The sequence below is a fragment of the Dyadobacter sp. HNCC25DJ183 genome (assembly GCF_056895175.1).
In genome coordinates, this window is record NZ_JBXHAP010000009.1 from 300,873 (window position 1) to 326,890 (window position 26,018).

Sequence of the window (26,018 nt, forward strand, 5' to 3'; positions counted from 1 at the left end):
CAAATTAACTTTGCTGGGTTCTTTGTCAGATCTGATATTCAAATTAGTGGATAATTTCATTGTGACTTACCGGTGAATTGAGCGTCAAGACACCTGCTGCATCACCTTATCCGGCGTGATTGGCAACTCCCGTACCCGCTTCCCGGTTGCATTAAAAACCGCATTGGCAACGGCCGCAGAAAATCCGATGAGTGCAATCTCACCCATTCCTTTTGCGCCCATCGGGTTAATGATCGGGTCGGGTTTGTCGATAAAAATGGTTTCGATCGCAGGCACGTCTGCATGAACGGCTACATGGTAATCGGCGAAATTATTGTTGACAAACCGGCCATAGCGGTGATCAATAATCGCTTCCTCAGTCAGGGCCATTCCAATACCGCCTGCTACGCCGCCGATCATTTGGCTGGCTGCGGTTTTGGGACTGATAATCCGGCCTGAATCGGCTACACTGACCGCTTTGGTCACCCGGACTGCGCCGGTAAGCGCATTGACTTCTACCTTTACAAAATGCACAGAGAACGAATACATCGAATATTTTTCCAGCTCAGCACTCCCTTTCGAATCGGCAGTTTGGGCGATGGAAGGCAGATTATTGGCCTTCATTAATTCGACTATCGACACCTTTTTTGACGGGCTATTTGAAACAAACACATTTCCCTGTTCTATGGAAAGATCAGCGGCTTTGCTGCCCGCAAGCGGCGCTCCTGCTTTTACTGCCAGTTCAAACAGGTCATTTTTTATTTTTGTACACGTATCAAAAACAGCTGAGCCTACCGCGGAAACGATCGCTGAACCGCCCTGACTTGGCGCTTTGGGTAGTGACGTATCTCCATATTCAACCTTAATACGCTCGAAGGGAATATCGAGCACATTGTGTGCAATCATGGTCAAAGCTGTCCCCGTGCCCGGACCGATATCCGTCACCGCACTTTGCACAATCAGCGATCCGTCCGCATGAAGCACCACTCTGGCCGATGCTTCCCATCGGAATGCATTGAAAACGCCCGTGCTCATGCCGTAACCATTCATCCAGTTTTCTTCCTTGCTGGCGCCCGGCTCGTTTTTACGGTCTTTCCAGCCGATCGCCTCCGCCCCGCGCTCGTAGGCTTCTTTCAAATGTTTGCTTGAATAAGGCCGGTTATGCTCCGGATCGGTTTCCGTATAGTTTTTAAGCCGAAATTCGATGGGATCCATGCCAAGCTTGTGCGCCATTTCGTCCATGGCCGATTCCAATGCAAATGCACCGGTCGCCTCGCCGGGGCCGCGCATCCAGATCGGTACGCTTCGGTCAAGCCGCACGAGCCGGTAACGAGTGCTGACATTGGGGCATTCGTACATGAACTTGGTCATGTTCACTGTCGCTTCCGTAAAATCTTCGTATTTGGCCGTTTCGGCTGTGGCCGCATGATGAATGGCAACGAGCTTGCCGTTTTTGTCTGCACCCATTTGAATGGACTGCGCCGTGTACGGACGGTGGCCAACCATGGTAAACATCTGGCTCCGGTGCATCACCAGCTTCACGGGACGACCGATTTTTTTTGCGATCGCCACGGTCGCGGTTTCCTGCGGCCAGGTGCGCAGCCCCATCCCAAAACCACCTCCCATAAATTCGGTATGCACGTGGATGTTTTTTGGGTCCAGTTTAAATGCCTGCGCCATCGCCTGCTGGGTCGAATTGACACCCTGCGTTTTGGCGTAGATCATCAGCTGATCCGGGCCGGTCCAGTATGCAACAATTCCATGCAACTCCATCGGGTTGTGCACTTCAATCGGAATTGTATATTCCGCTTCAAGCTGCACCGGTGCTGATTCGAAAGCATTTGCATTACCCCGGGCATAATCCCCGCCTCGGGGCGTAATCTCGTCTTTTTTATATTTTTCAAGATCCGTACGCGCGTTTTGTTTGCTATATACTGCTTTGACCAATGATGCTGCATAAGTCGCGCGTTCGTACGTATCTGCAACCACCATCGCAATAGGCTGGCCGTCGAACAGGATTTTGGGACCGCCCAGCATGCGGTACTTTTCTTCGGTGCCAGGCTTGGGGGGCTGGCCGTCTGCCTGTTTGTTTGCGGGGGTATCCCAACCTGGAATGGGCGGCATATTCTGATGGGTAAATACGCCCAATACGCCAGGAGCACTTTGCGCTTTCTTAGTATCGATACTGGTAACGGTTCCCCGCGCGATGGTACTTCCAACGATCACGCAGTAAGTCATACTGGGAATGGCGAAGTCGGCAAAGTATTTGGCCCCGCCGGTCACTTTCATTCGCCCGTCGACCCGGTCAAGCGGTGGATTTTTTGTATCTTTTTTCATGGTCAGACGATTTGAGTAGCGATTTGAAGTGCTTCGATGATGGAATTGGGAGCCAGGGTTAGTTTGAAATCGTTTTCGCCATAACCTTTCGCTCCCTGCATGGCGAGCGTGGCTGCCTGCCTGAAATTTTCGAGCGTGGCTTCTTTTCCCTTCAGAAAACGCTCCGCTTCTGCCAGCCGCCAGGGCTTATGGGCAACCCCGCCCATGGCAAGCCTGACATCCTGGATCGTCTTGCCTTTCATATCCGCAGCGACCCCCACCGAAACCAGCGCAAATGCATAGGACGTGCGGTCGCGCACTTTCAGGTAATGCGAATATTTGCCCAGTTCATTTTTTGGTATGTCAACAGAGAGAATCAGCTCCCCCGGCAGCAGCGTGTTGTCTTTCTGCGGCGCATCGCCCGGCAGGCGATGGAAATTAGCGAACGGAATGCTTCGGTTGCCTTTCGGGCCGGTCACATTGACGGTTGCGTCCAATGCAGCAAGTGCAATGCACATATCGCTGGGGTGCACGGCAATGCATTTTTCAGAAGTACCAAAAATCGCATGCATCCTGTTGACACCGCCGATCGCGCCGCATCCGGTCGGGCCATTGGGCTGGCCTTTCGAGGGCCCCGATTGAACCGGACCACGTTTATTACAAGGCATCGAATGATCATAAAAATACGGACAACGCGTGCGCTGCATCATATTGCCACCGACGGTCGCCATATTGCGCAGCTGGGCAGAAGCGCCGGCATTCAAGGCCATGGATAACAACGGAAAATGCTTTTTGATCAGCGCATGATCGGCCACCGCCGAGTTTTTCGCCATCGCGCCGATGCGGATTCCCGACGTAGTTTCTTCAATCGTGGCCAGGGGCAGACGGTTAATGTCAACCAGCCGCTCGGGAATGACAACTTTTCTTTTAACAAGGTCGATCAGATTTGTTCCTCCGGCCAGAAAATAAGCGCCGCTTTCTTTTGAAACGGCCGATACAGCCGCCTGGGGCGTGTTTGCACGCGTGAATTGAAATGGGTTCATATCCGGCCTGTTTTCGATTTAACTTCCATGATCGCTTCCACAATATTCGCATAGGCCCCGCACCGGCAGATATTCCCACTCATATATTCCCGCACTTCATCAGGCGAATTGGCGTGGCCTTCATTGATACAGGCGACAGCCGACATAATCTGACCGGGTGTGCAATAACCGCATTGAAATCCATCGTGTTTGATAAATGCTTCCTGCATCGGATGCAGCTTGTCGGCACTTCCCAACCCCTCGATCGTGGTGACCTTGCTGCCTTCCGTGGTAAGGGCTAGGGTGAGGCAGGAGTTGACGCGATGGCCGTCCACGTGCACCGTGCACGCCCCGCACTGGCCGTGGTCGCAGCCTTTTTTGGTGCCGGTCAATTGTAACTGCTCACGCAGCAAGTCCAGCAAAGTTACCCGCGGCTCCACCGATAATTGCTGCATAGCGCCGTTGATCTCCACGCGAAGCGGCTGCTGCTCAAATGCGACCGCCACTTTTTCGTCCAGACCCTTCTCAACGGCATGAACCGCGGCGGGCGGAGTCAGCACAAAGGCAGCCAGCGCGGACGTTTTTTTCAGGAACGCGCGCCGCGAGGCGCCCGTGCTTTCCGGCTCCCCGGCATTATTTTCGTTCTCCATGTTGATGTCGGTGATATATGATTACAGTTCTGATGGTGAATAGGTATTTACTCCTTAACTATTACTAAAATCGTGCAAATGCCCTGCATTGCCTGGTTTGATCACTTCGCTGCTATGCCCTTACATTAATGGTGTGATTCAACACAAATCCATTTGCCACGCTTCCTGATATTTGCCCCATTTCATTGGCAACACCATCGCCGAAGACCATGTCCCTCTCGTTGGTGGTATCTTGCAGGCCATGACTTGCATAAACACCTTGCCTGTAAACCGTGTCACAAATTTCCTTGGGAAAAGCAATCTGGGTGATTAGTAACGAAGTGCCTGAGGGGCTGTAAATATGAACATGAATATGAGGCGCCCGGCCTGGATACCAACCCGGAAAAATGCTTGTCCAGGAGGCCAGACCCGCAGTGTTGGTTATCTGGCGTCCCCTAAGAAAATGTACATCCGTTAAATTTACCGATTGAGACCCATTGCCGCCGTACTCTGAATAATAGCCGTCCTTGTCGCATTGCCAGATATCTACCAGAACGCCAGGCAAAATTTCGCAATTAGTGTTCACATTTCTGATGGTGATATTTATTTGCAGCGGTATGCCTGTTCTATCAGAAACAATATTATTGGTGATTAAATCATTCGGCCTTCTTATCGGGAATGGCCCCGCCGTTTCTGAATTGGTCACAGCACAGTTCGCCGATGTTGGATTGGTGGCTGCGTTTTCTGCACTTTCATCCTCCTTACAAGCTTCAAATATGGGAATAGCTGCAAGCGCAGTGAGAGAGTTAAATCCTTTTTTTAGAAAATCTAATCGGTTCATTGGCTTTGTACTTACGTTTGGTACAAATGGATATTTTAGAGACTTGTAAGATGTAAATGTCGCCTTGTAAACCCCTCTGTAAATAATGATAATCAAACCATTTCTTATGAATATCAAATAGAACTTCCAGAGTAGAAGGAAGTGTGATTTGTCGAAGGAATTAACCTACATATTTGTAAACCAAATATATAGATACGGAAATGGAATTACGTCAGCTGAAATATTTCGTGCATGTTGCCGACGAGTTGCATTTTGGTAATGCTGCCCGAAAACTTTTTATTTCACAGCCAGCATTAAGCCAGCAGGTGAAGTTATTGGAAGCTGAGCTGGGCGTTGAGCTATTTGTTAAAATCAAAAGAACAAAGTCTCACAAGGTAGAGTTAACCCAGACAGGAGAAGCTTTTTTGCCAGATGCCAAACGCATTCTTTCACTTGCTGATAAAGCCATCCGTGATGTCCGGCAAGTTGGAGCAAAGCAGCAGGTAATCACACTGGGTGTTTTTAAGCTCATTCTGCCCGAAAGGATCATGGCAATATTAGAGCTGTTTTCCTCCCGCTTCCCTGCCGTTGAGATCAAGCTTGTTGAACTGCCAAATCCGGTCCAGGTACAAATAAGTGTATCAAATGGTGCAATAGATATGGGGCTTTGCGTGCTTCCCCTCGTGAAGGAAGGGCTGACTGCCAATCAATATACCCAAGCCGATTACTGCATTTTGATGAACCGGAATAATCCACTTGCCGGCCGCAAGGCAGTCAGACTTGCGGAGCTGAAAAATGAAAAATGGATCGATCACGGGCCCGAAGCCGGTCTGTTCTTTGGTCATTTGGAAGAAGTATGCCGCAGGGCGGGTTTTCACAGGGAAAGCAATATAGCGCACTATGTCCCATCGTTTGAGCTTTTGAAAAGTATGGTAAGATCCGACAAAGGCATTGCATTTATTCCCGCTTCTCTGGATTTACAGCACGACCCCAGCCTTATCTCGGTGCCGATTGCCAACGCGGATGGGACCCCATTTAAAGAGATCGTCATTCAGCACGTGCTCATTTACAAAACAGAGCCATGTACGCCATTGGTGCAGGCGCTGGGCGGATTGGTCAAAATTCAGATGTAACAGACCATCGAGCTGGCCGACATGAGTTTAGTTGCGTGGGATTCTGCAAAAGATTCAATTCCATCCCGATCAGGAAATGACATCTTTCACACCAACAGGTATGGCTATGCCGGTCAGGTTTTCGCAAAAAGAAAGGAACTTCTCCTGGATTACTGCCTGGTCAGCCTGGCGCAGGTAGCGGTCCGGCTTTTGATGATGCAAATACCTGCCAGATACTTTTGCTTGATCATCACTGCTGACAGCAAGCCAAACCTGGGTGGCAAAGCCTTTTTCCAGATTATCGGGCGCGCCGGGCCCACCCATCTTGGTGGGCACCCAGCCAGGATCTACGGCATTAGCATAAATTGCTGGGCGAAGCCGGGCGACTGCCATGGCCAAGATCAGATTGTGAAATTTGGAGTCGGAATAAGTGATACTGAGATTATCCCCGTTTAACCCCGCCAAATGAGGGTCGGCCTGCTTATGCATACCAGAACTGATGTAAATAAGACGCTTTGGGTCCGAAATCAGGCCTGTCAGGATATAGGGAGCTAGACTGTTAACAGCAAATAATGGTGGTAGGCCATCCTGAGTCAGTTTGCTTTCCTTGATCTGGTATACACCTGCATTATGTATAATGGCATCAAAATTCCCGAGTCTGTTAACCTGGGCAGCAAGATTGATTGTTTCTTCAATGCTTGACAAATCACCGGTAAGTACAGCTTCCGCGCCAGGCACCATGGCCAGGCCATACTTGGAGCGCTCCCGATTGCGTGCATGCAGCACCACACTATGCCCTTTATGGACCAGGGCATTTGCCGCCAACTGACCAAGCCCGTCTACAGAGCCTGTAATGAATACCCTTGCCATCCTTAGTCTACTAATGAAGTTTAATATTATCGAACGCGCTTGTCTGTGGTTTCATGCTTTTTAAAGATCAATTTCCAGAACCCAGCGTCGTCTCAGCGGACACTCAGCCGTTGCTGGTAACAAATCTAATAGTTGCCCAGCAAGACCAGTAATGATAATCAAACTATTCATTATGAATTTCAAACATGATATTTCATGAAACCTGGAAAATACTTTTCCGGAATGAGAAGTCAAATAAAATTTGCAGGTCTTAGAGTGATCAAATAAAAATGGACCTGGCTTCTGCCCAATGCTTTTTTGATTAACTGCCATCACAAACAAATAACGTTTAACTATATACGCATGTACTAAAAAGGTGAGCGTCATCAACACTCACCTTTCTTTACAACTGTACTTCTTATAAACTTATCAAATTTACGAGATCCCCGGCCCTTTGATCCACCCCACAGACATAGTGCCATCCAGTTGCTATTGACAAGCTCATGTCAGCTAGCTGGCGCAGAAACCCGAAAGATCTCGTTAATGTCATTGCCCGACCTTAATTTGAGGCAATCCGGTAAAGGCGGCCCTGGTCGGTCACGGCATACAAAGCGCCATCACGTCCCTGGGTTATATCCCGAAAACGCTGCTGTTCGCTGACCAAAAGCCGCTCCTCGCCCACAATCCGGTTATTTTCAATCACTAGTCGCGCTATGTGCATGCCACTCAGCGCGCCTACAAAAAGGTTATTCTCCCATTCCGGGATCGAATTTCCGCTAAAAAATGTCATGCCGCTTGGTGAAATCACCGGGTCCCAGTAATAAGCGGGCTGCAAAAGCCCATCCCGCTGCTGAATGCCTGCACCAACTGGCTGTCCACTGTATTCCAGTCCATACGTTATAGTTGGCCAGCCATAATTTCCTCCTGCCTGGACACGGTTGATTTCATCACCCCCTCGCGGTCCATGTTCGCTTTGCCATAAATCCCCACTGACCGGGTGCATGGCCAATCCCTGCGGATTACGATGCCCCAGTGACCAAATCTCCGGACGTGCATTGCTTTGGCCGATAAAAGGGTTGTCTGCCGCGGGGCGTCCATCGGTCGTAATCCTGACGATCTTACCCAAACCCGAAGTAAGTGACTGAGATTGTGGCCTTGTGACCATATCCGAGCGTTCACCCGTGCTCACCAGCAAATGACCCGTGCGATCAAATAAGATCCGGCCGCCATAATGTGCGCTTCCGTTGTGTGATGGCATCGCCCTGTAAATTACCGTCGCATTTTCAATCCTGCTTGCATCAGAAGAGAGTCGGCCACGTCCCACAGAAGTTAGGCTACCGCCCGACACAGGTTCAGAAAACACCCAATATACCAACCGGTTTGATCCAAATTGCGGATCAAGACATAATCCCAATAACCCGCCCTGCCCGGAAGCGTTAACCGCAGGCAATCCCGTAATTACACCACCAAGCACTCCATTAGTACTCACAATCCGCATCTGACCGCCTTTTTGGGTGATTAGCAGCCCTCCATCCGGCAAACTGGTGATGCCCCATGGATTAGTGAGCTGATCCGTCACAATCCTAGTCGTAAACTGCGTTTGAGTTCACACGCCCCGGATCCGCGTCTGGCCTGCAAAAGCCGGAGTATATCTGGCATTCGGCGCATTAACCTCCACCGAAGTAGAATCATTGCTCTGCCCGGACCCCGGCTGTGGATTGGTATCGGGTTCGTTTTCCTGTTTGCAGGCTCCCAACAAGATCAGTAAAATGATAAATTTTAAAAAACTTAGGTTGTTCATCATCATGAGTTTAAGTATGGATTCGATCACGAGCCGACTGTATAATCAGAATCTTCCACTTTCTCCATCCACTCGACGACTTTTCCGTCCAATTGTTCCTGGATAGCAATATGGGTCATTGCGGTAGTTGCCGTTGCGCCGTGCCAATGCTTTTCCCCCGCGTTAAACCAAACGATGTCACCAGGGAAAATTTGCTCCACTTTACCACCTTCCCGCTGCACCCAACCCGCTCCGAACGTAACAAGGAGCGTTTGTCCCAGCGGATGGGTATGCCAGGCAGTACGTGCTCCGGGCTCAAAAGTGACGCTTGCGGCCTGACCTCTTCTAAACTCGTTTGGTTGAAATAAAGCATCAATGCGAACTGTTCCTGTAAACCAATCCCGAGCGCCAGCACTTGATGGCTGAGATCCTATTCTAATAATTTCCATGATTTCTAATTTCTATTAAAATTTGTTTGGTTCGTTGAATATTGTTGAAAGTCCAGACAATGTTGTTTTGTCACTCTTGAATAGACGATTAAGTTTCTCATTTAGCAAAAACAGACCTGAACGCCAGGCCTGCCTTGCAATTGTTCATCTAGCTTAGGATAAACTTTTGAATATTACGATGCTATCTAAATGCATTGTATTCCTTGTCAGTAACTGGTTGCAGCCATTCAACAATCCCTTTTTCAGTATTAGGTACAATATACATCTGATGCAGGCTACTGTCGCGGCTCGCGCCATGCCAATGCTCAACATTGGGCGGACATTTCACGACATCGCCTTTTCGCATTTTTTCGATCGGTTTTCCTTTTATCTGGTGATAACCCTCACCGGCCGTAATGATCAGGATTTGACCGGCCGGATGTTTATGCCAGTTTGAGCGGGCGCCCGGTTCAAAAAGCACGTTTCCAACCACTGTATTGTAAGTCGAATCACTATCCAGTAGCCCATAGTTGAAGGCCTTCCCGGTAAAATTTGATGCGGGCCCTTGTTTACCTTTAGGAAAAATTGCTTGCTTGACATCTGCATCAGCTTTTGACTGCGAGAAGCCTTGAAAGGTAATTAGCGCAATTGCAGCCAAGGTTAATAATAGCTTAGTTTTGATAGTATTTCTGGTCTTTTCCATTTGTTGATTATTAGGTGATTATATGAAATTTTAAATCTCGGAAACAGCCTACTAACCGTTCACTAATTAAGCATTAATTGGTACCAAGCATCCTTACTCCAATTCAAAACGAACCGAAACAGAACCATTACCCAAAGCGGCAGCAAGCCCTGCTGGATTGTCTATCTTCCCAAGCCTGGTATAACTGTACGAAGTCGGAAACGACTCGTAAAAAAGCACCAGCGTGGCAGAACCGTAAAGCATCAGATCGCCGGTTACAATGTTTCGCGGATTGGAGGCATTGGCCGGCAAGGCCCTGCTGAAATTGTAGAGCTTTTCATTACCGTTCAATTCAGTCATATTCACCGTCATTGGGAGCCTTGCTTTGAAGGCCGAAACCGTGGGGCTCGAAACTAGCGTGGCGTTGAATGTCCTTGTACCAACGATGATTTTCAACCGGTTGCTGGAAGTGTCAACGACGCTACTGTCGGCGCCGGGATTTTCCTGCCCGGGATTTTCAGGATCTGAATTTGGGTCCACGCCACCGTCTGAATTACATGCCATGATCGCCAGAATAAATACCAGCAAAGGATAAATGATAATTCTTGATTGTTTCATCTGTTCTGCTATTTGTGTTTTTTATTCAGATACTCCGCCATCACTTTCTTTCAGGCAACAGTCCGACAGTGCCTTCCGTTTTGGAATGAAGGTTTTTCTTAAAGAAGGATTCCAGTTTGTCCCAAGGGATCAAATTTACACGGTCGTAAAGATCAACATGGCCCGCTCCGGGAACGATCACCAGCTCCTTAGGCTGTCCTGCAAGCTTGTATGCATCCTGGCTGAATTCGATCGAATGCGCTTTTTCACCCGCAATGAAGAGCATCGGACGGGGTGAGATCGTCTCAATATCATTAAAAGGATAAAAATTCATAAACTTGGTATTGCTCGCAAGTGTCGGGTGTGTGGTTTGTTTAGGACTGTACCCTTTTGGTGTATACTCCCCACGACTGGTGCGGTAGAAATCATAAAACTCCCGTTCGATAGCATTTGAAGCTTTGGTAAGCTCGTCAACTGTTCCGCCGGTAAGCTTGGGCTCACTGCCGGTAAATTCGGCATAACGCTGCTGGGCGGCGTCCTCAATGATTTTTTTGCGTTGTTCAGCTGTCAGGGAATGATTGAGCGCATTGCGGTTCGCCGCGCCCATATCATACATGCTCACGGTTGCAATGGCTTTCATGCGCGGGTCGATTTTGGCTGCACTGATCACAAAACTGCCGCTCCCGCAAATCCCCAATACACCGATCCGCTCGCGGTCCACAAGCGCCTGTGTACCCAGGTAATCCACCGCAGCACTGAAATCTTCTGCATAAATGTCGGGCGCGACCGCATTGCGCGGCTCCCCCTGGCTTTCTCCCCAGAATGACAGATCCAGCGATAAGGTTACAAAGCCTTTCTCGGCCATTTTAGTGGCATAAAGATTTGCACTCTGCTCCTTTACAGCGCCCATCGGGTGACCGACAATAATGGCGGCATTTTTCTCGGTTTGATCCAGGTTTTTCGGGACAAATAGATTGCCCGCTACCTTCATGTTGTACTGATTTTTAAAAGTGATCTTTTTGATGATTACCTTATCACTTTTATAAAAATTATCAGCGCCATCGGACAAGTCTTGTGCTATTGTGCTATTACTGTTAATCATTGCAATGATGACCAAGGCAATACTGCCGAGCCGTTTTAAATTTTTCATTATTAATATTTTATCGTGCTGTTTTAAACGTTGCCATTGTTACAAAACTGTTAGCCACCTTATCAGGCAAGTGCCTGACAGGGCAGATCCAATTATTAAATGGTCAGGCCTCCGTCCACGGTCAATGCCTGTCCGATCACAAAACTGGACTGCGGGCTGCAAAGCCACAGTACTGCATCTGCAATCTCCTGGGGCTTCCCGATGCGGCCAATGGGCGCGCCTTTTTTAGAATCTTCTTCCGACAAATCTCCCAAGCTGAACATCTCCTGGACCATTGGGGTGTCTATGGTACCCGGACAGACGGCATTGATCCGAATGCCTTTGGCTGCATATTCGGCAGCAACACTTTTGGTAAGGCCGATTACGCCATGTTTAGAGGCATGATAAGCTGCCCGTCCGGGGCCGCCGACAATGCCGCCAATAGATGAATTATTAACGATCGCCCCGCCCCCCTGTTTTTGCATCTGGATCAATTCATATTTCATGCAAAGCCAGACGCCTTTTAGATTAATATTCATCACACGGTCATATTCCTGCTCGGTCATATCAGCAGTGAAAACATTGCGGGCTTGCACGCCTGCATTATTGAATGCGAAATCAAGGCTTCCGTAAAGTGAGACGGCCTGCTCAATAGCAGCTTTTACATCTCCACTTTTTGTGACGTCACAATGCACAGCCGTTGCCCTGGCACCGCTGCTGGTCAGCTCGCGGGCCAGGGTGTTTGCTGCATCCATATCTACGTCTGCGATGATCACGGCAGCTCCGGCTTTGGCAAAGCTCCTTAAAGCAGCTTCTCCCATTCCTTTTGCCGCTCCTGTTACAAATGCTACTTTATCTTTCATGATGATTTCCGTTAAGAAGAAATTTTAGGCACCATTGTGTGCCTTTCAATTATTCAAAATTAATGGGATTGCCACTGTGAAGTCCAATGGATATCAAGCGATATATTATGAATATCAAACAAGATGTGGGATTGAGTGAAACAAGCCGGCAAATCATAAATGCACCATACTGCCACTAGACGAAGCGGCCTTCCATACGCGCCCTTTCATGGCACGCCATATTGCCCACCCAGCGCAAAGCCACACCAAACTCCCCATCCCGAATGTGCCTTCAATCCCTACGTGGTCAAATACCAGCCCACCCAGGCCTGCACCCAATGTAATGGCAAGCTGGGTTGTGGCAACAAGAACGCTGCCGCCACTTTCGGCTTCATCAGGAACTGCAAGGGTAATCCAGGTTGGCCAGCCTACCTGGACACTTCCAAACGCAAAGCCCCACACGGCGATAAACAGTGACGCAAGGATCATATTACCTCCCAGGAAAATGAGCAGGGCAGTAACAATGGACATCGAAAAAGACATCGTCACCATGGTCAATGAAAGGTTTTTGTCAATCATAAACCGGGCGATAATGGCCCCAAAAAAGTTGGCAGCACCGTAAATCAAAAGAATGTTCGTCAGAATGGGCACCGGCACATGTGTAATATTTTCCAGAAATGGGCGCAGATAGGTAAAGAAAATTGCATATCCTGCAAATGAAAATGTAACCCCCAGCATTCCCCTCTTCACAGGCTCCCGCCTAACTACTGAAATCAGTGTTCGTAGTTGTGGTGGGCTACTTGGAGGCATTGGCGGAAGCACTAACGCCTGCCAGATAAAAGCAATAACACCAATACCTGAGACGAGCAGAAATACATTACGCCAACCGATCATCCCATCCAGAAAACTACCCAGGGGCGCGGCCAGGACAGTCGCAAATGAAACAGCCGCAAAAACGATGGAAAGCGCCTTTGAAATCAGATGCTGCGGTACCAATCGCATCGTTGTAGCCGTGGACATAGCCCAACCCCCCCCAACTGCAATGCCCAGCAAGACCCTTCCTGCCGTCAGAATGCCGAATGAGGATGCCTGTGAAACAAGAATATTTGAAATGATCTGTAACACCGAAAACGATAATAGTACCCACCGCCTGTCAATTTTTTTTGTCAGCATTGCAGTAAATAAACTGGAAAACATGGCAACTAATGCAGTTACCGAGATCGCCTGGCCGGCCACCCCTTCTGTCACATGAAGGTCACGGGCAATCGGGGTGAGAATGCTTACAGGAAGGAATTCGGAGGTGATTAGTCCAGCCACTGCTAATGATATGGAATACACTGCAACCCATTTTGGCTCCTGAATGGTAGTGATTGACTTTTCTTCTTTCATAGTGGTAAAGCATTAATTCGAATGTTGCAAAATTACTTTGCTGAGCCCCTTACGGAGTAATGATTACCAAACCATAGGTTATGGATATCAAACAATACCGGCATTATAGCAGGTGAGTAGCGTTATGATTAATTGAGATGAAATAGCTGGTAACCTGTCTTGTTCCCAGTCGTTTTTTTAAGAACCTCGTGAAATATCAGGTTCATATAATTGCAGAACAGCTCATGGCTGAATGTATAGGCCGTATCCTGTTCGAGGATGATTTGCTCAAACACAAACGTGATGAAATTCTTTTGTTTGCTGTCCAAGCTGAAAATAACAGGTTCTGAGCTGGCAGCAAATGCCATCAATTTATGGTAAACTTTTGAACACAGTTCAGAATGAAGCAGGTCTTGGGAAAAAAGGCAGGTAAAACTTGTATCGGTGACAATCTCATGCAAAGAATATGGCACCAGCGGCTCGAAAAGCAGGATGGGCCCACTGGTATAAATGGTCTTCCCGCACGCGCGAATAGAAGCGTTGCCGGCGATCAGGTAAATTTTAGCAAAATCCCTTCGCGTAAAGGCCGGGTGTATGTCTAATCCAACCCCTGTTTTGTAAACCTTAAAACGTTTCTGCTTTGTATTGCCAGCGTTCTCCGGCGGCGAAGCGTTGCAATTTCTCATAACTGGACTGTAACTCGTTGAAACTCTTTTTACAAAGGTAGCTCCGGGTTACAGGCACGTCATGATGATAATCAAACCAATCATTATGGAAATCACGCAGTTTGAAGCCGCACCGAAGATGGCACGCTGCCGGTGAGCCTTTTGAAGTAATTGTTGAAGTAGGCAGGATATTCAAATCCAAGGGCATAGCCGATTTCGGCAATGGTCCAATCGGTGTGAATCAACAGCGCTTTGGCCTCCATAATAATCCTCTCCGCAATATGGGCGCTGGTAGGCTTGCCTGTGATTTCTTTCACAGACCGGTTTAAATGATTGACATGCACCGAAAGCCGGTTGGCAAATTCCTGGGCCGTTTTAAACTGCATGGGCTGGTCAATGCTTTCGATGGGAAATTGTCTTTCCAAAAGGTCAAAAAACAGAGAAGCTGTACGTTCAGCCGCATTCTTATGCTTGAAGAAATTCTCGGCTGGCTGCATTTTCAATGCTTCGTGGATGAGCAGATTGATATAGTTGCGCATCAGGTCATGTTTAAACAAATAACCCGTTGCATCTTCAGCAATCATTTTCTGAAAGATCGAAGCAATGAAGTTCCGCTGCTCCTCTGTCAATGTAAAGATGGGAGTACCTCCAATTTTGAACAGCGGGCTTTCCTGAAGGCTTTCCGAACGTTCATTGACCTTTAAAAAGCTTTCAGAAAACAAGCAGGTATAACCGGTATATTCCTCTGAGATGATTTCCCAGGAGTAGGGGATATGCGGATTGCCAAAGAATAAGGTCTTTGCATCAATTTCAATTCCACGGTCGGCGTACTGTACAAGGCTACGGCCCGTAACAAGGCAGATTTTATAGAAGTCCTTCCGGTTATAGGTCCTGACTACATTTTCGCCAGCCTTGATTTCGAAAACCTTGAATCCCTGGTTTCTTAGCTCGGTACCAAATTCGGAGATGGGCGGGATGTTACGATCTTTCATAGTTGTAGGTTATGATTATCAAACAGAAATGTTCAACAGCTTATGATGTAACGTCAAAACTAGCCTGTTTGATATTCATAATCCGAACGTATATGTTCTTTTTGAAAAAAAACACTCAGAAAATGGCTTGGCTATATTTTAAGCGAATTTTTTCCCGGCTTCAAAGCAATCGATTTCCCCTTCCAGAGGAAGCTGCCCGAAGTCTTTTCAGGAAGATTGATCTCTGCTTGCAATGCGCCCTGCTTCACTTTGTAGTTTACTGAAATCGTCCCGTTCGGATGCGGCATCTGGCCGCTGATATCGGTAATTGAACCCAGATGAGGTGTAATCCTTACTTTTGCAAAACCGGCGGCATCACTGTCAATACCCAGGATTGTCCTGAAAAATTCAATGTTCGGACTTGATCCCCATGCATGGCAATCCGAGCGGGACGTGCTTACATCAGAAGTTTCTGCCCAGGTGGTCAGGCCAAGCTCCATATTCTCCCGCCATTTGCCCAGCCAGCTCATGTAATTATCGCCCAATCCGGCTTTGGTCAATGCCTGGTGCAGGTAGAATTTGAAGTAAATCGATGCGGGTGCCAGACTGGTGTCAGCCAGCATTTTGGTGGCTAAAGGTTTTGCCTGAGTTGGGGGGATGACGCCCGACAGGATTGCCAGCGAATTGGCGTGCTGCGAGTAATTATCTTTTTCAGGAGTATTGGCAAAAAGCCCTTTGCCAGCATCCCAATATTTGCTTTGAATCGTCTTTTTAAGCTGTGCAGCCCGGCTGCGGTAATGGGCCGCGAGCTCTTTTAATCCCAGATTCTCTTCCAGATCTGACGCGAGCTGGTAAGTCCACAGCAGCTGCATATCCAGCACGGCCGATTCTCCATTTTTGCCGGTTGGAGCCATCCCAAAATCCCACCCTTTTCCCTGTGACCAATCGGTGAAAACCCAGTAGGGCACGTTTTTCAAAGAGCCGTCGGCCTGCTGGTAACGCTCGAAAAAAGAGAGCACCTGCCTGGCGCCAGGAAGTTTGTCTTTGATAAACAGACTGTCCAGCCGGTACATGTAATAATCGTGCAGCATGGCCACCCACCAAAGCGAGAATGTCGGGATTTGCTGGTGCAGGTCTGTGGGGTATCGGCTCAATGTAATGCCTTCGGCAATGCGCGAATGATCCATTAAGGTCAGTGCGTTGCGCACCATCCGGTCGTCGCCGGCATTGTACACCGAGACCAGCGCCTGGATCCGGGCATCGCCAATGTATTGCAGCTGCTCATAGTAGGGACAATCCATGTAGGTTTCAAACGCGCAAAGACGCGCGGTACGCCAGCCGATTTCCATCATCTTGCTCATTTCAGGGTTCTGGCTTACAAGCTTTGCTTTTTGCTCAAAAGGATAGCCTGTGAAGGTGCCGTAGATGTCATCGATCACCAATGGATCCGCCTTGGTCTGGATCACCAGCTGAATGTAGCGGTATGTCCGCCAGCTCAACGGTGTATATTGCTGGCTTGCGCCGCCGCTTGACCGAATGCTGTCGGTCCTGCCGACAAATATCTTTTCGTCGATTTCATTGCGGTTGCCTTTGGGAAGCATGGGCAGCCGGGGGCTTTTCAGAACCTCTTTTTTGCCGATGTAAAGTCCTTCTGAATATCCCATTGAAATGCCGGCCTCTTTGCCGCCACTGAATTCAAGCGTCGGGTAAGCATTGGTCAGAAATCCCTGGTCAAGCAGGATCGTCGCCTTCGTGTTTGCCGCTATCGTTATGCTTTTTTTTATTGCCGGAAACTCTGCCGGAACCTGCATTCCTTCGGATTTTCGGGTTGCCGAAAGGCGCTGAACACTCATTTCCATCTGCGGGATCTGTGATTGTACCAGCATCCAGCCTGATGAATTCACGGCTGCATCCTTGGTCACACCCGGGCCGATCTGCCTTGCTTTCACCCATTTGCTATCATCATATCCTGCCTTTTCCCAGCCGCTTACATGGCTGTTCATATCCACCAGCTCAGCCGGACCGGCCACATAATAGCCGGGAACCTTTACTGAAAGTGACTGGTAACTTTCATCTTTGATCGTTTTCCAGCTTTCATTGGTATTCAGGATTTCTTCGGCCGCTGTGTTTCCCTGCAGGATAAACCCGGTCAGGTAAGAGATCTGCGACTCAGGTTTGGAGCGGCCTTCATTCCAGACAACGGCGGAAACAATGTTGCTACCGGCATTCAGAAATGGCGCAATGTCAAAGGTTTCAAAATTCCAGAAATACAGATCGCCCCTGGCCGGGCCCTGCGAGACATGCTTGCCATTAACGAACAGCTTGTAACGGTTATCCCCCGAAACGTGCACGACGAATGAGGCAGGTTTGGAAGCCAGCTCGATTGTTTTTCTGAATTTATAGATCCCGTAATCTTTCAGGCTTAAATCCGAAGATGCGGTAAAACGGTTGATAGGCCTGCCGGGCCCGGTGATCCACTGCGCTTTCCAGGGTTTTTGTAAAAGATCTGCGCTTAGCTTGGCCGCGGTCGGCTGCGCGTGCAAATGCGCGATGAACAAACAGGAAGCCAGCAGGGAAACAAATATTTTCAATCTCATTTCGAGTTTTACACAAAAAAGCGGACAACTGCTAAACTTTACCGAGTGACCGCCACGTGGCTAGCTCCTGGGCGAAACGGTCGTTGATGACCTCGCATTTTGTATCAATGCGCATGGTAGGACGGTCTGTCAGGTTGTAAGCAGGCCAATCAGGCACATCTTTGGCGGCTGGCTTGCCTGTTTTTGCAAATGTGGTCCAGAGCTCTGCAAAATGGTGGGAAGCCACAAAACGGTCGGGGTTATTTCCTCCGAAGAAACTTTCCTTAGGCGCAGACCCGTCGCGCGGCGGGATCTCATTGTTAAATTTGAAAGAAATGTCCATCGCATGCGGCGTGCCCATGGCGTAATCCGTGCCAGGAATTTTCTTCTCTGATTTATAACCGAAGTTGTAAAGGTAAACCGGCGCCCCTCCTTGTTTGACTTTTCTTTCCGCAATGGTCACTGAGCCAAGGCCCATCATCGCAATAGAGGAGATCGCCACAAAAATATCCGGTGCCGAAGCTTTGGGATTAGCTTTTCGGTAAGTTTCGATCAGCTTATCGGTGTTTTCACCATAGCGGGGTTCAAGTTTCTTTTTCAGGCCCTCAAAGTCAATTTTAAAAGATTCGGTATCCTTCCTTTCCCATGCAAAAAAAGTATGTTCATCCTCATTCCAGCCGACAAGCAAAGGTTTATTTCTGGAAATTTCAGGCGCAATGGGATCAAATGGATGCTGCGGCAGCACAACGCCGTCCACGACCGGGCCGAAACCACCCGCATTGCGCTGCATAGCTTCCCGATTGTTGTTTTTTTCAATAAATGGTGGGACAAATGGCAACTTGGCCTGCATGACCAGCAAATCCGCAGCCGGAACGTCGAGTAATTTCTTCCAATCTTTGGGAGCTATATTAAGCTCTTTCAAAAGCATCGCCGTTGTCTCTGCTGCCGTTTCTTTCGTTGTCATCCGTACGCCCGGGCCGCTTTCAATCGAAGCTTTATTAAAGTAAGGCGCGGCCGCTGGCATCGTATACAAGCAAGATGTTTTGGCTCCGCCACCCGATTCCCCAAAGATCATGACATTATCAGGATCACCGCCAAACTGGGCGATGTTCTGATTAACCCATTTTAACCCGTCGGCAATGTCGAGCATGCCCATGTTGCCTGAACCTGCATAGTCCGGGCCCGCGATTTCATCCAGATAAAGAAAGCCTAGCAAGCCCAAACGGTGATTGGTTTGCACGACAACAACATCAAAGTTTCGTGCAAGGTTAGACCCATCTTGCCCCTGGGATGCGCCCGATCCACCTACAAAACCGCCTCCGTGACTGTAAAACATGACCGGCCGCTTTTTGTTATCATTCGCCGGTGTCCATACATTTAGAAACAGACAATCTTCCGAAGGCGCGGGCTCATTGCGTCTGGGCGGTTGAATAGCCGGCGCGCCAAACAGGGTAGCATCTCTTACACCTTTCCACGGCTGCAATGGTGCCGGGCGTCGAAACCTTCGATCCCCAGATATCTTACCACCATACGGAACACCTTTGAATACATTTACACCATCATTTCGTACCCCTTTTATTTTTCCCGTATTGATCTCGGCTTCAATATATTCGTCAGGCCTGCGTGCTACCGTAAAACCAAATCCTGCCGTTGCGGCCACTGCGCCTGCAAGCGAAAGTTGGGTTAGAAAAAGTCTTCTGTCAATCATGTTCATAGTAATCAAAAAGGCTGGTTGGATTGAAAATCTGCAAGATGCACGAATGGCAAGAATACAAGATAATACAGAAAAAGTCTAATAGCGATTACTTACATAGTGATAAGAAATACTTATCATAAATAATATGTCAGACTACAGAATGATTAGAGCTTACTTCTCATAGTACAAATATTGTAGCCCGGCCCGAATCTGTTTTTATCCATTTTACGGTTTCATTTACCAGTTTTACTGATTATGCCTTCCCGCTAAACTCATGGAAATTCTGATTAGTACATTTGGATGGAAAACCCAAATACTATGGATCAAATTAAAAGAATTGATACGGTTAAGGACTACAATGCCTGGATTGGAGTTGAGACGTTTCACCCATTGGTAAGCATTATCAATTTTGATGAAATTTCGGCTGTCCGGGAATTTAGAGGTTGCATGGGCGTCTATGCGATATTTTTTAAAAACCTTGAGTGTGGTGATATAGACTATGGATGCCAGCCATATGATTATGATAACGGTACTTTGATCTTTGTCGCGCCTGGACAAGTCTACGATGTCGACGACAATGATATCATGACCAAGCCGTCAGGCTATTGGCTTATTTTTAATATGGACCTGCTAGTGGGGAGTCTTTTGGAAAACAGTATAAAGGGATTACACTTTCTTCTCTTATGAGGCTAGGGAAGCGCTTCACCTGTCTAAAAGAGAAGGAAATGTAATTTTGGATTGCCTTCGAAAAATCGCTGTTGAAATAAACCAAAATATTGACAATCACAGCAAAACGCTGATTGTCAATAATATCGAGTTGCTGCTCAATTACTGTATGCGGTTTTATGATCGACAATTTATTACCCGAACGCATGTGAACAGAGACATTTTGGTAAGGTTCGCAGCGCTCTTGGACGACTATTTTAAAACGGGAAAAACACAGCTTTTAGGCCTGCCAACAGTGGCATACTGCGCCGAGAAACTTGACCTTTCCACTAACTATTTTGGCGACCTTATTAAAATGGAAACTGGTAGCACCGCACTGGACCTTTTGCAGTTTGCAGTTATCGAAGAAGCAAAACTTAGAATGTTTGAAGGAAACGCGTCAATTAGGAAAATTGGCCATCAGCTTGGTTTCAAATATCAACAGCATTTTATCCATCTTTTCAAGCAAAAGACTGGGGTTACACCTCATGAATTTCGGCATCAAAATTGAAAACACCCGTCTGGTATTTTGTGAACGAAAGTAACAGTTAAACGTGTATCCCATTTAATTTCCTGTACTTTAAAGGAGCTTTCAACCCCAGTAAGCTCAATTTTGAGGGATTCACTTTTCTAAAACCAAATTACGTTTAAACCACCGAATAAATTAAGATGCAGTGTCACAGATATAATCTATCGCTCGAAATCGCAAAACAGCAATTATAATTTTGAGATGATTCAAATTAAAGCCCGAATGAACTGCTCGTACGGTAGTGGCATGTCAAGCCATTTAAAATTATTCGTAAACGCTAGTACGATTATAAATGAAGTCGCTATCCCGACGACAGCAATACCAACAGCTGTTTGTTTCGATTTAGTCTTCAAATAATGAATCGCGGAAACGTGCAAACTGATTGAGGCCACGGCCAGGAAATAGTAGGGTATAAAAATAAAAGTTGCAGGATAGTAGTTAAGCCCAGCCGCTGCAAAATAGAAATTGGTGTCCAGGTGCTCGATGTACCGAGCGGAAAGAACAGCCCCTACGTGGGCAATGAGGAAAAACGAAAGGTAAAAGCCGGAATACACCTGGATTTTCTCGGCAATCGCCTGGGCATCCCGTTTGTAAATTAATCTGATGCCCGTAGCGATCTGGAATAAAACGACCAGCAATAGCAGCGTTTCCACAATCGGATGTCTATAAACGAGCCGGAACTGCTCCATAACCTGGATATGTTTTTCTGGTCTATCCAGTGCAAAGAGATGGTTTAGTAAGTGAAATGCTATAAAAACCGACAATGTAACACCGGATATGTAATGCAGGGATTTTACCAATGCCCTTCTATCGTTTTGAATGTTCATGAGATACGCAATCGAGGTTCTTTAAAAGCACGGTCGGCAATTGCTACCAACCGTGCATAATCAGGACAATCCAAAAACTACAAGGTTGTCAGGCCTGGGGCGAAAGAGACCGAAGATACTCCTCAAACTGCGTTTCCCCCAGATACGCATTTCCTTCCGGTACCAAAGTCGATCGCGGCACTGCCAAACCGAAGTATTCATTGCTGTCGTTAGCCACAACTGTTTTGCCAGCGTCAGTTGCCTTGACATACTTCTCGACAAACTCATTCATAGGCCTACGGTCAGGGCCAGCAATCTCGACAGTTCCGTTGGCAGGCTTAGATACCGCAAAACGGGTGATGAAGAGCGCTACTTCCTCGGCAGCGATGGGCTGGAAGTCAATTTTTGAAATGTGGACTTCATTCTCTTGCGTGCCTCCGGCAGCAATCGTCGGCACAAATTCCTGGAACTGGGTGCTGCGGACGATGGTATACGGTACGCCGGAGCTTTTTACCAAGTCTTCCTGGATTTTCTTGGCCTTCATATACCCCATACCTTCCATCATGTGTGTACCTACAATGGACAGGATCAAATGGTGTTTGATACCTGCATTCAGCTCGGCCGACAAAATGTTGCGGCCCACGGTCTGAAAGAAATGGATGGCCGGCCCCTCGTCGAATGAAGGAGAGTTGGAAAGGTCAACGACCACATCCGTATTTTCAAGTGCATCCGAAAGGCCTTCGCCGGTGAGTGCGTTGATGCCGGTGGAAGGTGATCCCGCTATGACAGTGTGGCCAAGCTGACGAAGTTTTTTAGTGACGTTGGAGCCGATCAGGCCTGTGCCACCTATAATTACAATTTTCATGATTTTTGGTTTTATGAATTTTTTAAAATGGAAAAGCTTTGATTATTGCTTAATCCAGTCGCTGAACCGGATTGCGCCAGGGGAAAAGTCGCCCTGAGGGACCAACAGGGATTTGGGAATTTCGAAGAACATGTACTTATTGTCGTCGTTTACTTTCAAAGGCTTTTCCCCGCCTTTAGCAGAAAGATAATGGCTGACGAACTCGTTCATGGGCGCCAGGTCTGGCCCTGCGATCTCCACCGTTGTATTTTTAGGTTCTTCCAATGCGAGCCGGCTTACCAACTCGGCCACGTCTTCTGCCGCAATGGGTTGATAGTCCACGGTGGAAATGTGGATGGCTTCCTCGTCGGATTGGGCTGTGATCAATGTCGTGATGTGTTCGTGGAACTGCGTCGCGCGGATGATGGTGTACGGGATACCGGACGCTTTGACGATATCCTCCTGTTCTTTTTTAGCGCGCAGGTAACCGATGTACAAGGCTCGGTCGGTTCCTACGATCGAAAGAACAAGGTGATGTTTTACGCCAGCCGACATTTCTGCCACAGCCAGATTTTTACCGGCTGTACGGAAGAAATTAATGGCAGTATCTTCCTCGGGAGAAGCCGAGTTGCACAGGTCAACCACCACCTCGGCATCCTTCATAGCCTCAGCAAGTCCTTCACCTGTCAGTGCATCAATCCCCGTTGAAGGAGCAGCTACGACTACCTGATGGCCCAACAGCCGGAGTTTATCGCTAACCTTGGATCCGATTAACCCCGTGCCGCCAACAATTACAATTTTCATGGTTCTGAAATGTTTAAATTTAAAATCTTACAGATGATTCTAAACTTTCCATTTCAATGCCAATTAGGTAACAATTTGATTATCAGATCTATAATTAAAATAACTCCTTCTGATTTTCACTTTATTTAGTGAAAGCATGAAAAGCATCACCTTATTTGATGAGAAGACACGAAGTGTCCTGCCTGATGAAAGGGCTCAATGAGCGTAGTAATGAGACTTTGAAATGCCGAGCTTGCGCATTTTAGAATGAAGGGTGTTGCCGGGGATGCCCAGAATATCCGCGGCGCCCCCGATGCCGGAAATTTTGCCGCCGCACCGGCGCAGGACTTGTATGATGTGCATGCGCTCGACTTCCTCCAATGGTAAATCGGATTGCATCGTCTGCTCATCGGTCGTTGTCACCATTGCCTGCGGCAAGAAAAACTCGCTGATCATCGGACCTGTCGCTAGTATCACTGAGCGCTCAATGAGGTGTTCGAGTTCACGCACGTTGCCGGGCCACAAGTAGGCCTGTAATTGCCGCAACGCATTGGCTGAGAGTTTCATGGTTTTCTTGCCGATGCTTTTGCTGAATTTGGATAGGAAAAATCCGGCAAGGCTTTCGATATCTTCGCGGCGGTTGCGAAGCGCTGGCAGCTTAATGGGGAAAACATTTAAACGGTAATACAAGTCCGAGCGGAACCGGCCCGCTTTCACTTCGGCTTCCAGGTCGCGGTTGGTGGCCGCTATGATCCGGACGTTTAATTTTATTGTGGTTTTGCCACCTACGCGCTCCATTTCCTTTTCTTGCACTACCCGCAGCAACTTCACCTGTGCTTCCAGCGGCATCTCCCCAACTTCGTCCAGAAACAGGGTGCTGTTATTGGCCAGCTCAAATTTGCCGATGCGCCGCTCGACGGCTCCTGTGAATGCGCCACGCTCATGCCCAAACAACTCGCTCTCGATCAGGCTGGCTGGCATGGCAGCGCAATTGACTTTGATCATCAGCTTTTCTTTTCGGGCAGATGCGTTATGCACAGCCTTTGCTATCAGCTCCTTGCCAGTACCCGTCTCGCCCAGCAGCAGCACCGTCGAGTTGCTTTCAGCCACCAGGGAAATCAGACGGTACACCTGCTGCATGGCCTCGCCACCACCGACGATCTCCTCAAAATCCCTGTCGAGCTGCTGTTTGAGGTAATCATTTTCGTCTTCCAGCTGCTTTTTCAAATGCAGGATTTGTTCGTGCGCAAGCACATTGGATACCGCCGTCGAAATCTGGGCGCAAATGCCTTGCAAAAGCGGCCCACTGATTTGCTCACCCAGCATCCAAACCATCCCCAGATTCTGTTCACCCAATCTGAGCGCCGATGCATATACGCTATTGAGGCCGCGCTGCTCACGCTGGACGGACAGTTTTAGGCACTTCGCTTCCAGGTTTTCATCAATGTCCAGCAAAATGGGCTGGCTGCTTTCGAAAACCTGTTTTATATGCTGCTCATTGATATTCAAGGAGTAAAATTCCTCATTTTCTTCAACCTCATCTTCCTGGAAAAACTGCCGATCGAAAAGGTAAGGCCGCAGGGTAACCTGGTCTTCTGCCAGCAAATACAAAACGGCGACCCGGGTATTAAAGAGGCCCTGCAAAACACTGGAAATGACGTGATCCAGGTCCGATTTGGACTTAACACCCGTGATATCTTTTGAAAATGCTAGCATCAGCTGCTGCTCAGCCTGGCGACGCAGAATGTCCTCGTTGGCCATAATGTTGCCCATGGCAATGGCAATCTGCGAGCAGATGCCCTGCAGGATCGGAATGTTGATCTCGTCAATGCTCAGCCAGAGCAGACCAATATTCGTGTTACCATTCCGCAGGGCAATGCCCACCATTGTTTTGAAACCCATATTTTGCCAAAGATCCAGGTAGGACAGCTTATAGCCTCTCTGCAACTCGCGACCAACATTGAAAAGCAACGGAATGTAGCTATCCAGGATACGGTTTTGGAGCCCGTCATTAATCGGGTATTTCTCAGCAAGCACCAGCGCCAGCAATGCCGGATCGAATGCAGAAGCGCCGGTATCGTACAGGTAAGCAGACATTGTTTCGCCATCTTCATTGATCTTGCGGATCACATAGCCTCCGTCAGGGTTCAGCTTCCGCAAGGCTATTTTAACGACGATGGCCAGATCTTCCCTAGTCCGGACTGCCGTCATATCATTGCTAAAATCAAGCAGGAATGACTTTTCATTTTCCTTTTGCGTGATTTCTTCATTTTTGATAATGTTTGAAACCGCGCTAGACAATTGCGGTGTGATCCTTTGCACAATGTCCTTGAATTCTTGCGAAAACCCATCTTCCCGATCGGTGTAAATATGGATAAATCCGATCGGCTGGTCGCCGGTCCGGAGCGTTGTCATCAGCACATGCCGGATGCCTTTCTCAAAGTTTACGCGAAGGAATGCCGGGCTTTGCGGCGCATCCACCAGATCAGCCAGGTAAAAATCGACGGGGCTGTCCGCTGCCAAAACCGATTCGATGAAGGGCTCGTCAAGCGGAAAACACGCCTTGACCATATCATCATATTCGGGATGGTCCTTAATGGCTGATGCGCGGTGATCCAGTAAAAATGGCTTGTAGGTCTCATCCTTGCGGTCAATCAAGGTAACAATGGTATGCGTAAAATGGAATAACGACTTGATCCGCTCAGAAAACAGAACGATCAAATCATTCTTGTCGCGCACTTTGGTGATATCGTTGCCCAGATCAAGCAGCAGCTGCCGTTCCCATTCAAGATTTGTATGGATATTGTTGTTTTGATAGGGATTCGAGCACTGTTCCATATGTCTGAGGAATATCTGAATTTAAGCTGATTTGTCCGCCATCTGCGCCAAA

24 protein-coding genes are annotated in these 26,018 nt (G+C 48.1%); 3 read left to right on the forward strand and 21 right to left on the reverse strand.

What is annotated here, in order from left to right; all coding sequences use genetic code 11:
- Positions 1-84 precede the first annotated feature (84 nt).
- From AC1XTG_RS22990 to AC1XTG_RS23005, 4 genes are all read right to left on the reverse strand, one after another.
- Positions 85-2,316: a xanthine dehydrogenase family protein molybdopterin-binding subunit gene (locus AC1XTG_RS22990; protein WP_484843586.1), complete on the reverse strand. Its 2,232-nt coding sequence runs from the start codon at positions 2,314-2,316 to the stop codon at positions 85-87.
- A gap of 2 nt (positions 2,317-2,318) precedes the next feature.
- Positions 2,319-3,338, reverse strand: coding sequence for an FAD binding domain-containing protein (locus AC1XTG_RS22995; RefSeq protein WP_484843587.1), 1,020 nt, complete (start codon positions 3,336-3,338; stop codon positions 2,319-2,321).
- Complete coding sequence (locus AC1XTG_RS23000; protein WP_484843588.1) at positions 3,335-3,967, reverse strand: (2Fe-2S)-binding protein; 633 nt, start codon at positions 3,965-3,967, stop codon at positions 3,335-3,337. The genes AC1XTG_RS22995 and AC1XTG_RS23000 overlap by 4 nt, the downstream gene beginning before the upstream one ends.
- 112 nt (positions 3,968-4,079) lie before the next feature.
- Positions 4,080-4,787 (reverse strand): dioxygenase family protein, encoded by a 708-nt coding sequence (locus tag AC1XTG_RS23005; protein ID WP_484843589.1) that lies wholly within the window; start codon positions 4,785-4,787, stop codon positions 4,080-4,082.
- Positions 4,788-4,987: 200 nt separating this feature from the next.
- Between AC1XTG_RS23005 and AC1XTG_RS23010 the strand changes: the two genes are divergently transcribed.
- Positions 4,988-5,899 (forward strand): LysR family transcriptional regulator, encoded by a 912-nt coding sequence (locus AC1XTG_RS23010; RefSeq protein ID WP_484843590.1) that lies wholly within the window; start codon positions 4,988-4,990, stop codon positions 5,897-5,899.
- Positions 5,900-5,968: 69 nt separating this feature from the next.
- On the opposite strand, the gene AC1XTG_RS23015 is transcribed toward AC1XTG_RS23010, so the two are convergent.
- The 13 genes from AC1XTG_RS23015 to AC1XTG_RS23075 all read right to left on the reverse strand — a co-directional run bounded on the left by AC1XTG_RS23015 (position 5,969) and on the right by AC1XTG_RS23075 (position 19,473).
- Positions 5,969-6,748: an SDR family NAD(P)-dependent oxidoreductase gene (locus tag AC1XTG_RS23015; RefSeq protein WP_484843591.1), complete on the reverse strand. Its 780-nt coding sequence runs from the start codon at positions 6,746-6,748 to the stop codon at positions 5,969-5,971.
- 538 nt (positions 6,749-7,286) lie between these two features.
- Positions 7,287-8,306, reverse strand: coding sequence for a PQQ-dependent sugar dehydrogenase (locus AC1XTG_RS23020; RefSeq protein WP_484843592.1), 1,020 nt, complete (start codon positions 8,304-8,306; stop codon positions 7,287-7,289).
- Between the two features lie 27 nt (positions 8,307-8,333).
- Positions 8,334-8,534 carry a hypothetical protein gene (locus AC1XTG_RS23025; protein ID WP_484843593.1) on the reverse strand — a complete coding sequence of 67 codons (201 nt, stop codon included), beginning with the start codon at positions 8,532-8,534 and terminating at the stop codon, positions 8,334-8,336.
- A gap of 20 nt (positions 8,535-8,554) precedes the next feature.
- Positions 8,555-8,956 carry a (R)-mandelonitrile lyase gene (locus tag AC1XTG_RS23030; protein ID WP_484843594.1) on the reverse strand — a complete coding sequence of 134 codons (402 nt, stop codon included), beginning with the start codon at positions 8,954-8,956 and terminating at the stop codon, positions 8,555-8,557.
- Between the two features lie 181 nt (positions 8,957-9,137).
- Complete coding sequence (locus AC1XTG_RS23035) at positions 9,138-9,638, reverse strand: cupin domain-containing protein (RefSeq protein WP_484843595.1); 501 nt, start codon at positions 9,636-9,638, stop codon at positions 9,138-9,140.
- 93 nt (positions 9,639-9,731) lie between these two features.
- The gene (locus tag AC1XTG_RS23040) at positions 9,732-10,235 is read right to left on the reverse strand and encodes a cyclophilin-like fold protein (RefSeq protein ID WP_484843596.1); all 504 of its coding nucleotides are present in this window, start codon (positions 10,233-10,235) and stop codon (positions 9,732-9,734) included.
- A gap of 40 nt (positions 10,236-10,275) precedes the next feature.
- Positions 10,276-11,364 (reverse strand): alpha/beta hydrolase, encoded by a 1,089-nt coding sequence (locus AC1XTG_RS23045; protein ID WP_484843597.1) that lies wholly within the window; start codon positions 11,362-11,364, stop codon positions 10,276-10,278.
- 95 nt (positions 11,365-11,459) lie between these two features.
- The gene (locus AC1XTG_RS23050; protein WP_484843598.1) at positions 11,460-12,206 is read right to left on the reverse strand and encodes a glucose 1-dehydrogenase; all 747 of its coding nucleotides are present in this window, start codon (positions 12,204-12,206) and stop codon (positions 11,460-11,462) included.
- 153 nt (positions 12,207-12,359) lie between these two features.
- Positions 12,360-13,574, reverse strand: coding sequence for an MFS transporter (locus AC1XTG_RS23055; protein ID WP_484843599.1), 1,215 nt, complete (start codon positions 13,572-13,574; stop codon positions 12,360-12,362).
- A 128-nt stretch (positions 13,575-13,702) separates the two neighbouring features.
- Complete coding sequence (locus AC1XTG_RS23060) at positions 13,703-14,239, reverse strand: hypothetical protein (protein ID WP_484843600.1); 537 nt, start codon at positions 14,237-14,239, stop codon at positions 13,703-13,705.
- A 92-nt stretch (positions 14,240-14,331) separates the two neighbouring features.
- The gene (locus tag AC1XTG_RS23065) at positions 14,332-15,210 is read right to left on the reverse strand and encodes a helix-turn-helix domain-containing protein (protein WP_484843601.1); all 879 of its coding nucleotides are present in this window, start codon (positions 15,208-15,210) and stop codon (positions 14,332-14,334) included.
- 131 nt (positions 15,211-15,341) lie between these two features.
- On the reverse strand, positions 15,342-17,786 hold the full coding sequence (locus tag AC1XTG_RS23070; RefSeq protein ID WP_484843602.1) for an alpha-L-rhamnosidase-related protein: 2,445 nt from the start codon (positions 17,784-17,786) through the stop codon (positions 15,342-15,344).
- A 31-nt stretch (positions 17,787-17,817) separates the two neighbouring features.
- Positions 17,818-19,473, reverse strand: a complete 1,656-nt coding sequence (locus tag AC1XTG_RS23075) for a carboxylesterase/lipase family protein (RefSeq protein WP_484843603.1) — start codon at positions 19,471-19,473, stop codon at positions 17,818-17,820.
- A 306-nt stretch (positions 19,474-19,779) separates the two neighbouring features.
- Between AC1XTG_RS23075 and AC1XTG_RS23080 the strand changes: the two genes are divergently transcribed.
- Positions 19,780-20,148: a hypothetical protein gene (locus AC1XTG_RS23080; protein WP_484843604.1), complete on the forward strand. Its 369-nt coding sequence runs from the start codon at positions 19,780-19,782 to the stop codon at positions 20,146-20,148.
- A gap of 187 nt (positions 20,149-20,335) precedes the next feature.
- Positions 20,336-20,677 (forward strand): helix-turn-helix domain-containing protein, encoded by a 342-nt coding sequence (locus tag AC1XTG_RS23085; protein WP_484843605.1) that lies wholly within the window; start codon positions 20,336-20,338, stop codon positions 20,675-20,677.
- A gap of 224 nt (positions 20,678-20,901) precedes the next feature.
- Here the strand turns inward: AC1XTG_RS23085 and AC1XTG_RS23090 are convergent, their stop codons facing one another.
- The 4 genes from AC1XTG_RS23090 to AC1XTG_RS23105 all read right to left on the reverse strand — a co-directional run bounded on the left by AC1XTG_RS23090 (position 20,902) and on the right by AC1XTG_RS23105 (position 25,966).
- Positions 20,902-21,522, reverse strand: a complete 621-nt coding sequence (locus AC1XTG_RS23090; RefSeq protein WP_484843606.1) for a hypothetical protein — start codon at positions 21,520-21,522, stop codon at positions 20,902-20,904.
- Between the two features lie 88 nt (positions 21,523-21,610).
- Positions 21,611-22,366, reverse strand: a complete 756-nt coding sequence (locus AC1XTG_RS23095) for an SDR family oxidoreductase (protein ID WP_484843607.1) — start codon at positions 22,364-22,366, stop codon at positions 21,611-21,613.
- A gap of 42 nt (positions 22,367-22,408) precedes the next feature.
- Entirely contained in the window at positions 22,409-23,149 is a 741-nt protein-coding gene (locus tag AC1XTG_RS23100; protein WP_484843608.1) for an SDR family oxidoreductase, read from the reverse strand.
- A gap of 195 nt (positions 23,150-23,344) precedes the next feature.
- A complete protein-coding gene (locus tag AC1XTG_RS23105) occupies positions 23,345-25,966 on the reverse strand; it encodes a sigma-54-dependent Fis family transcriptional regulator (protein WP_484843609.1) in 2,622 nt (873 codons plus the stop codon).
- Positions 25,967-26,018 lie beyond the last annotated feature (52 nt).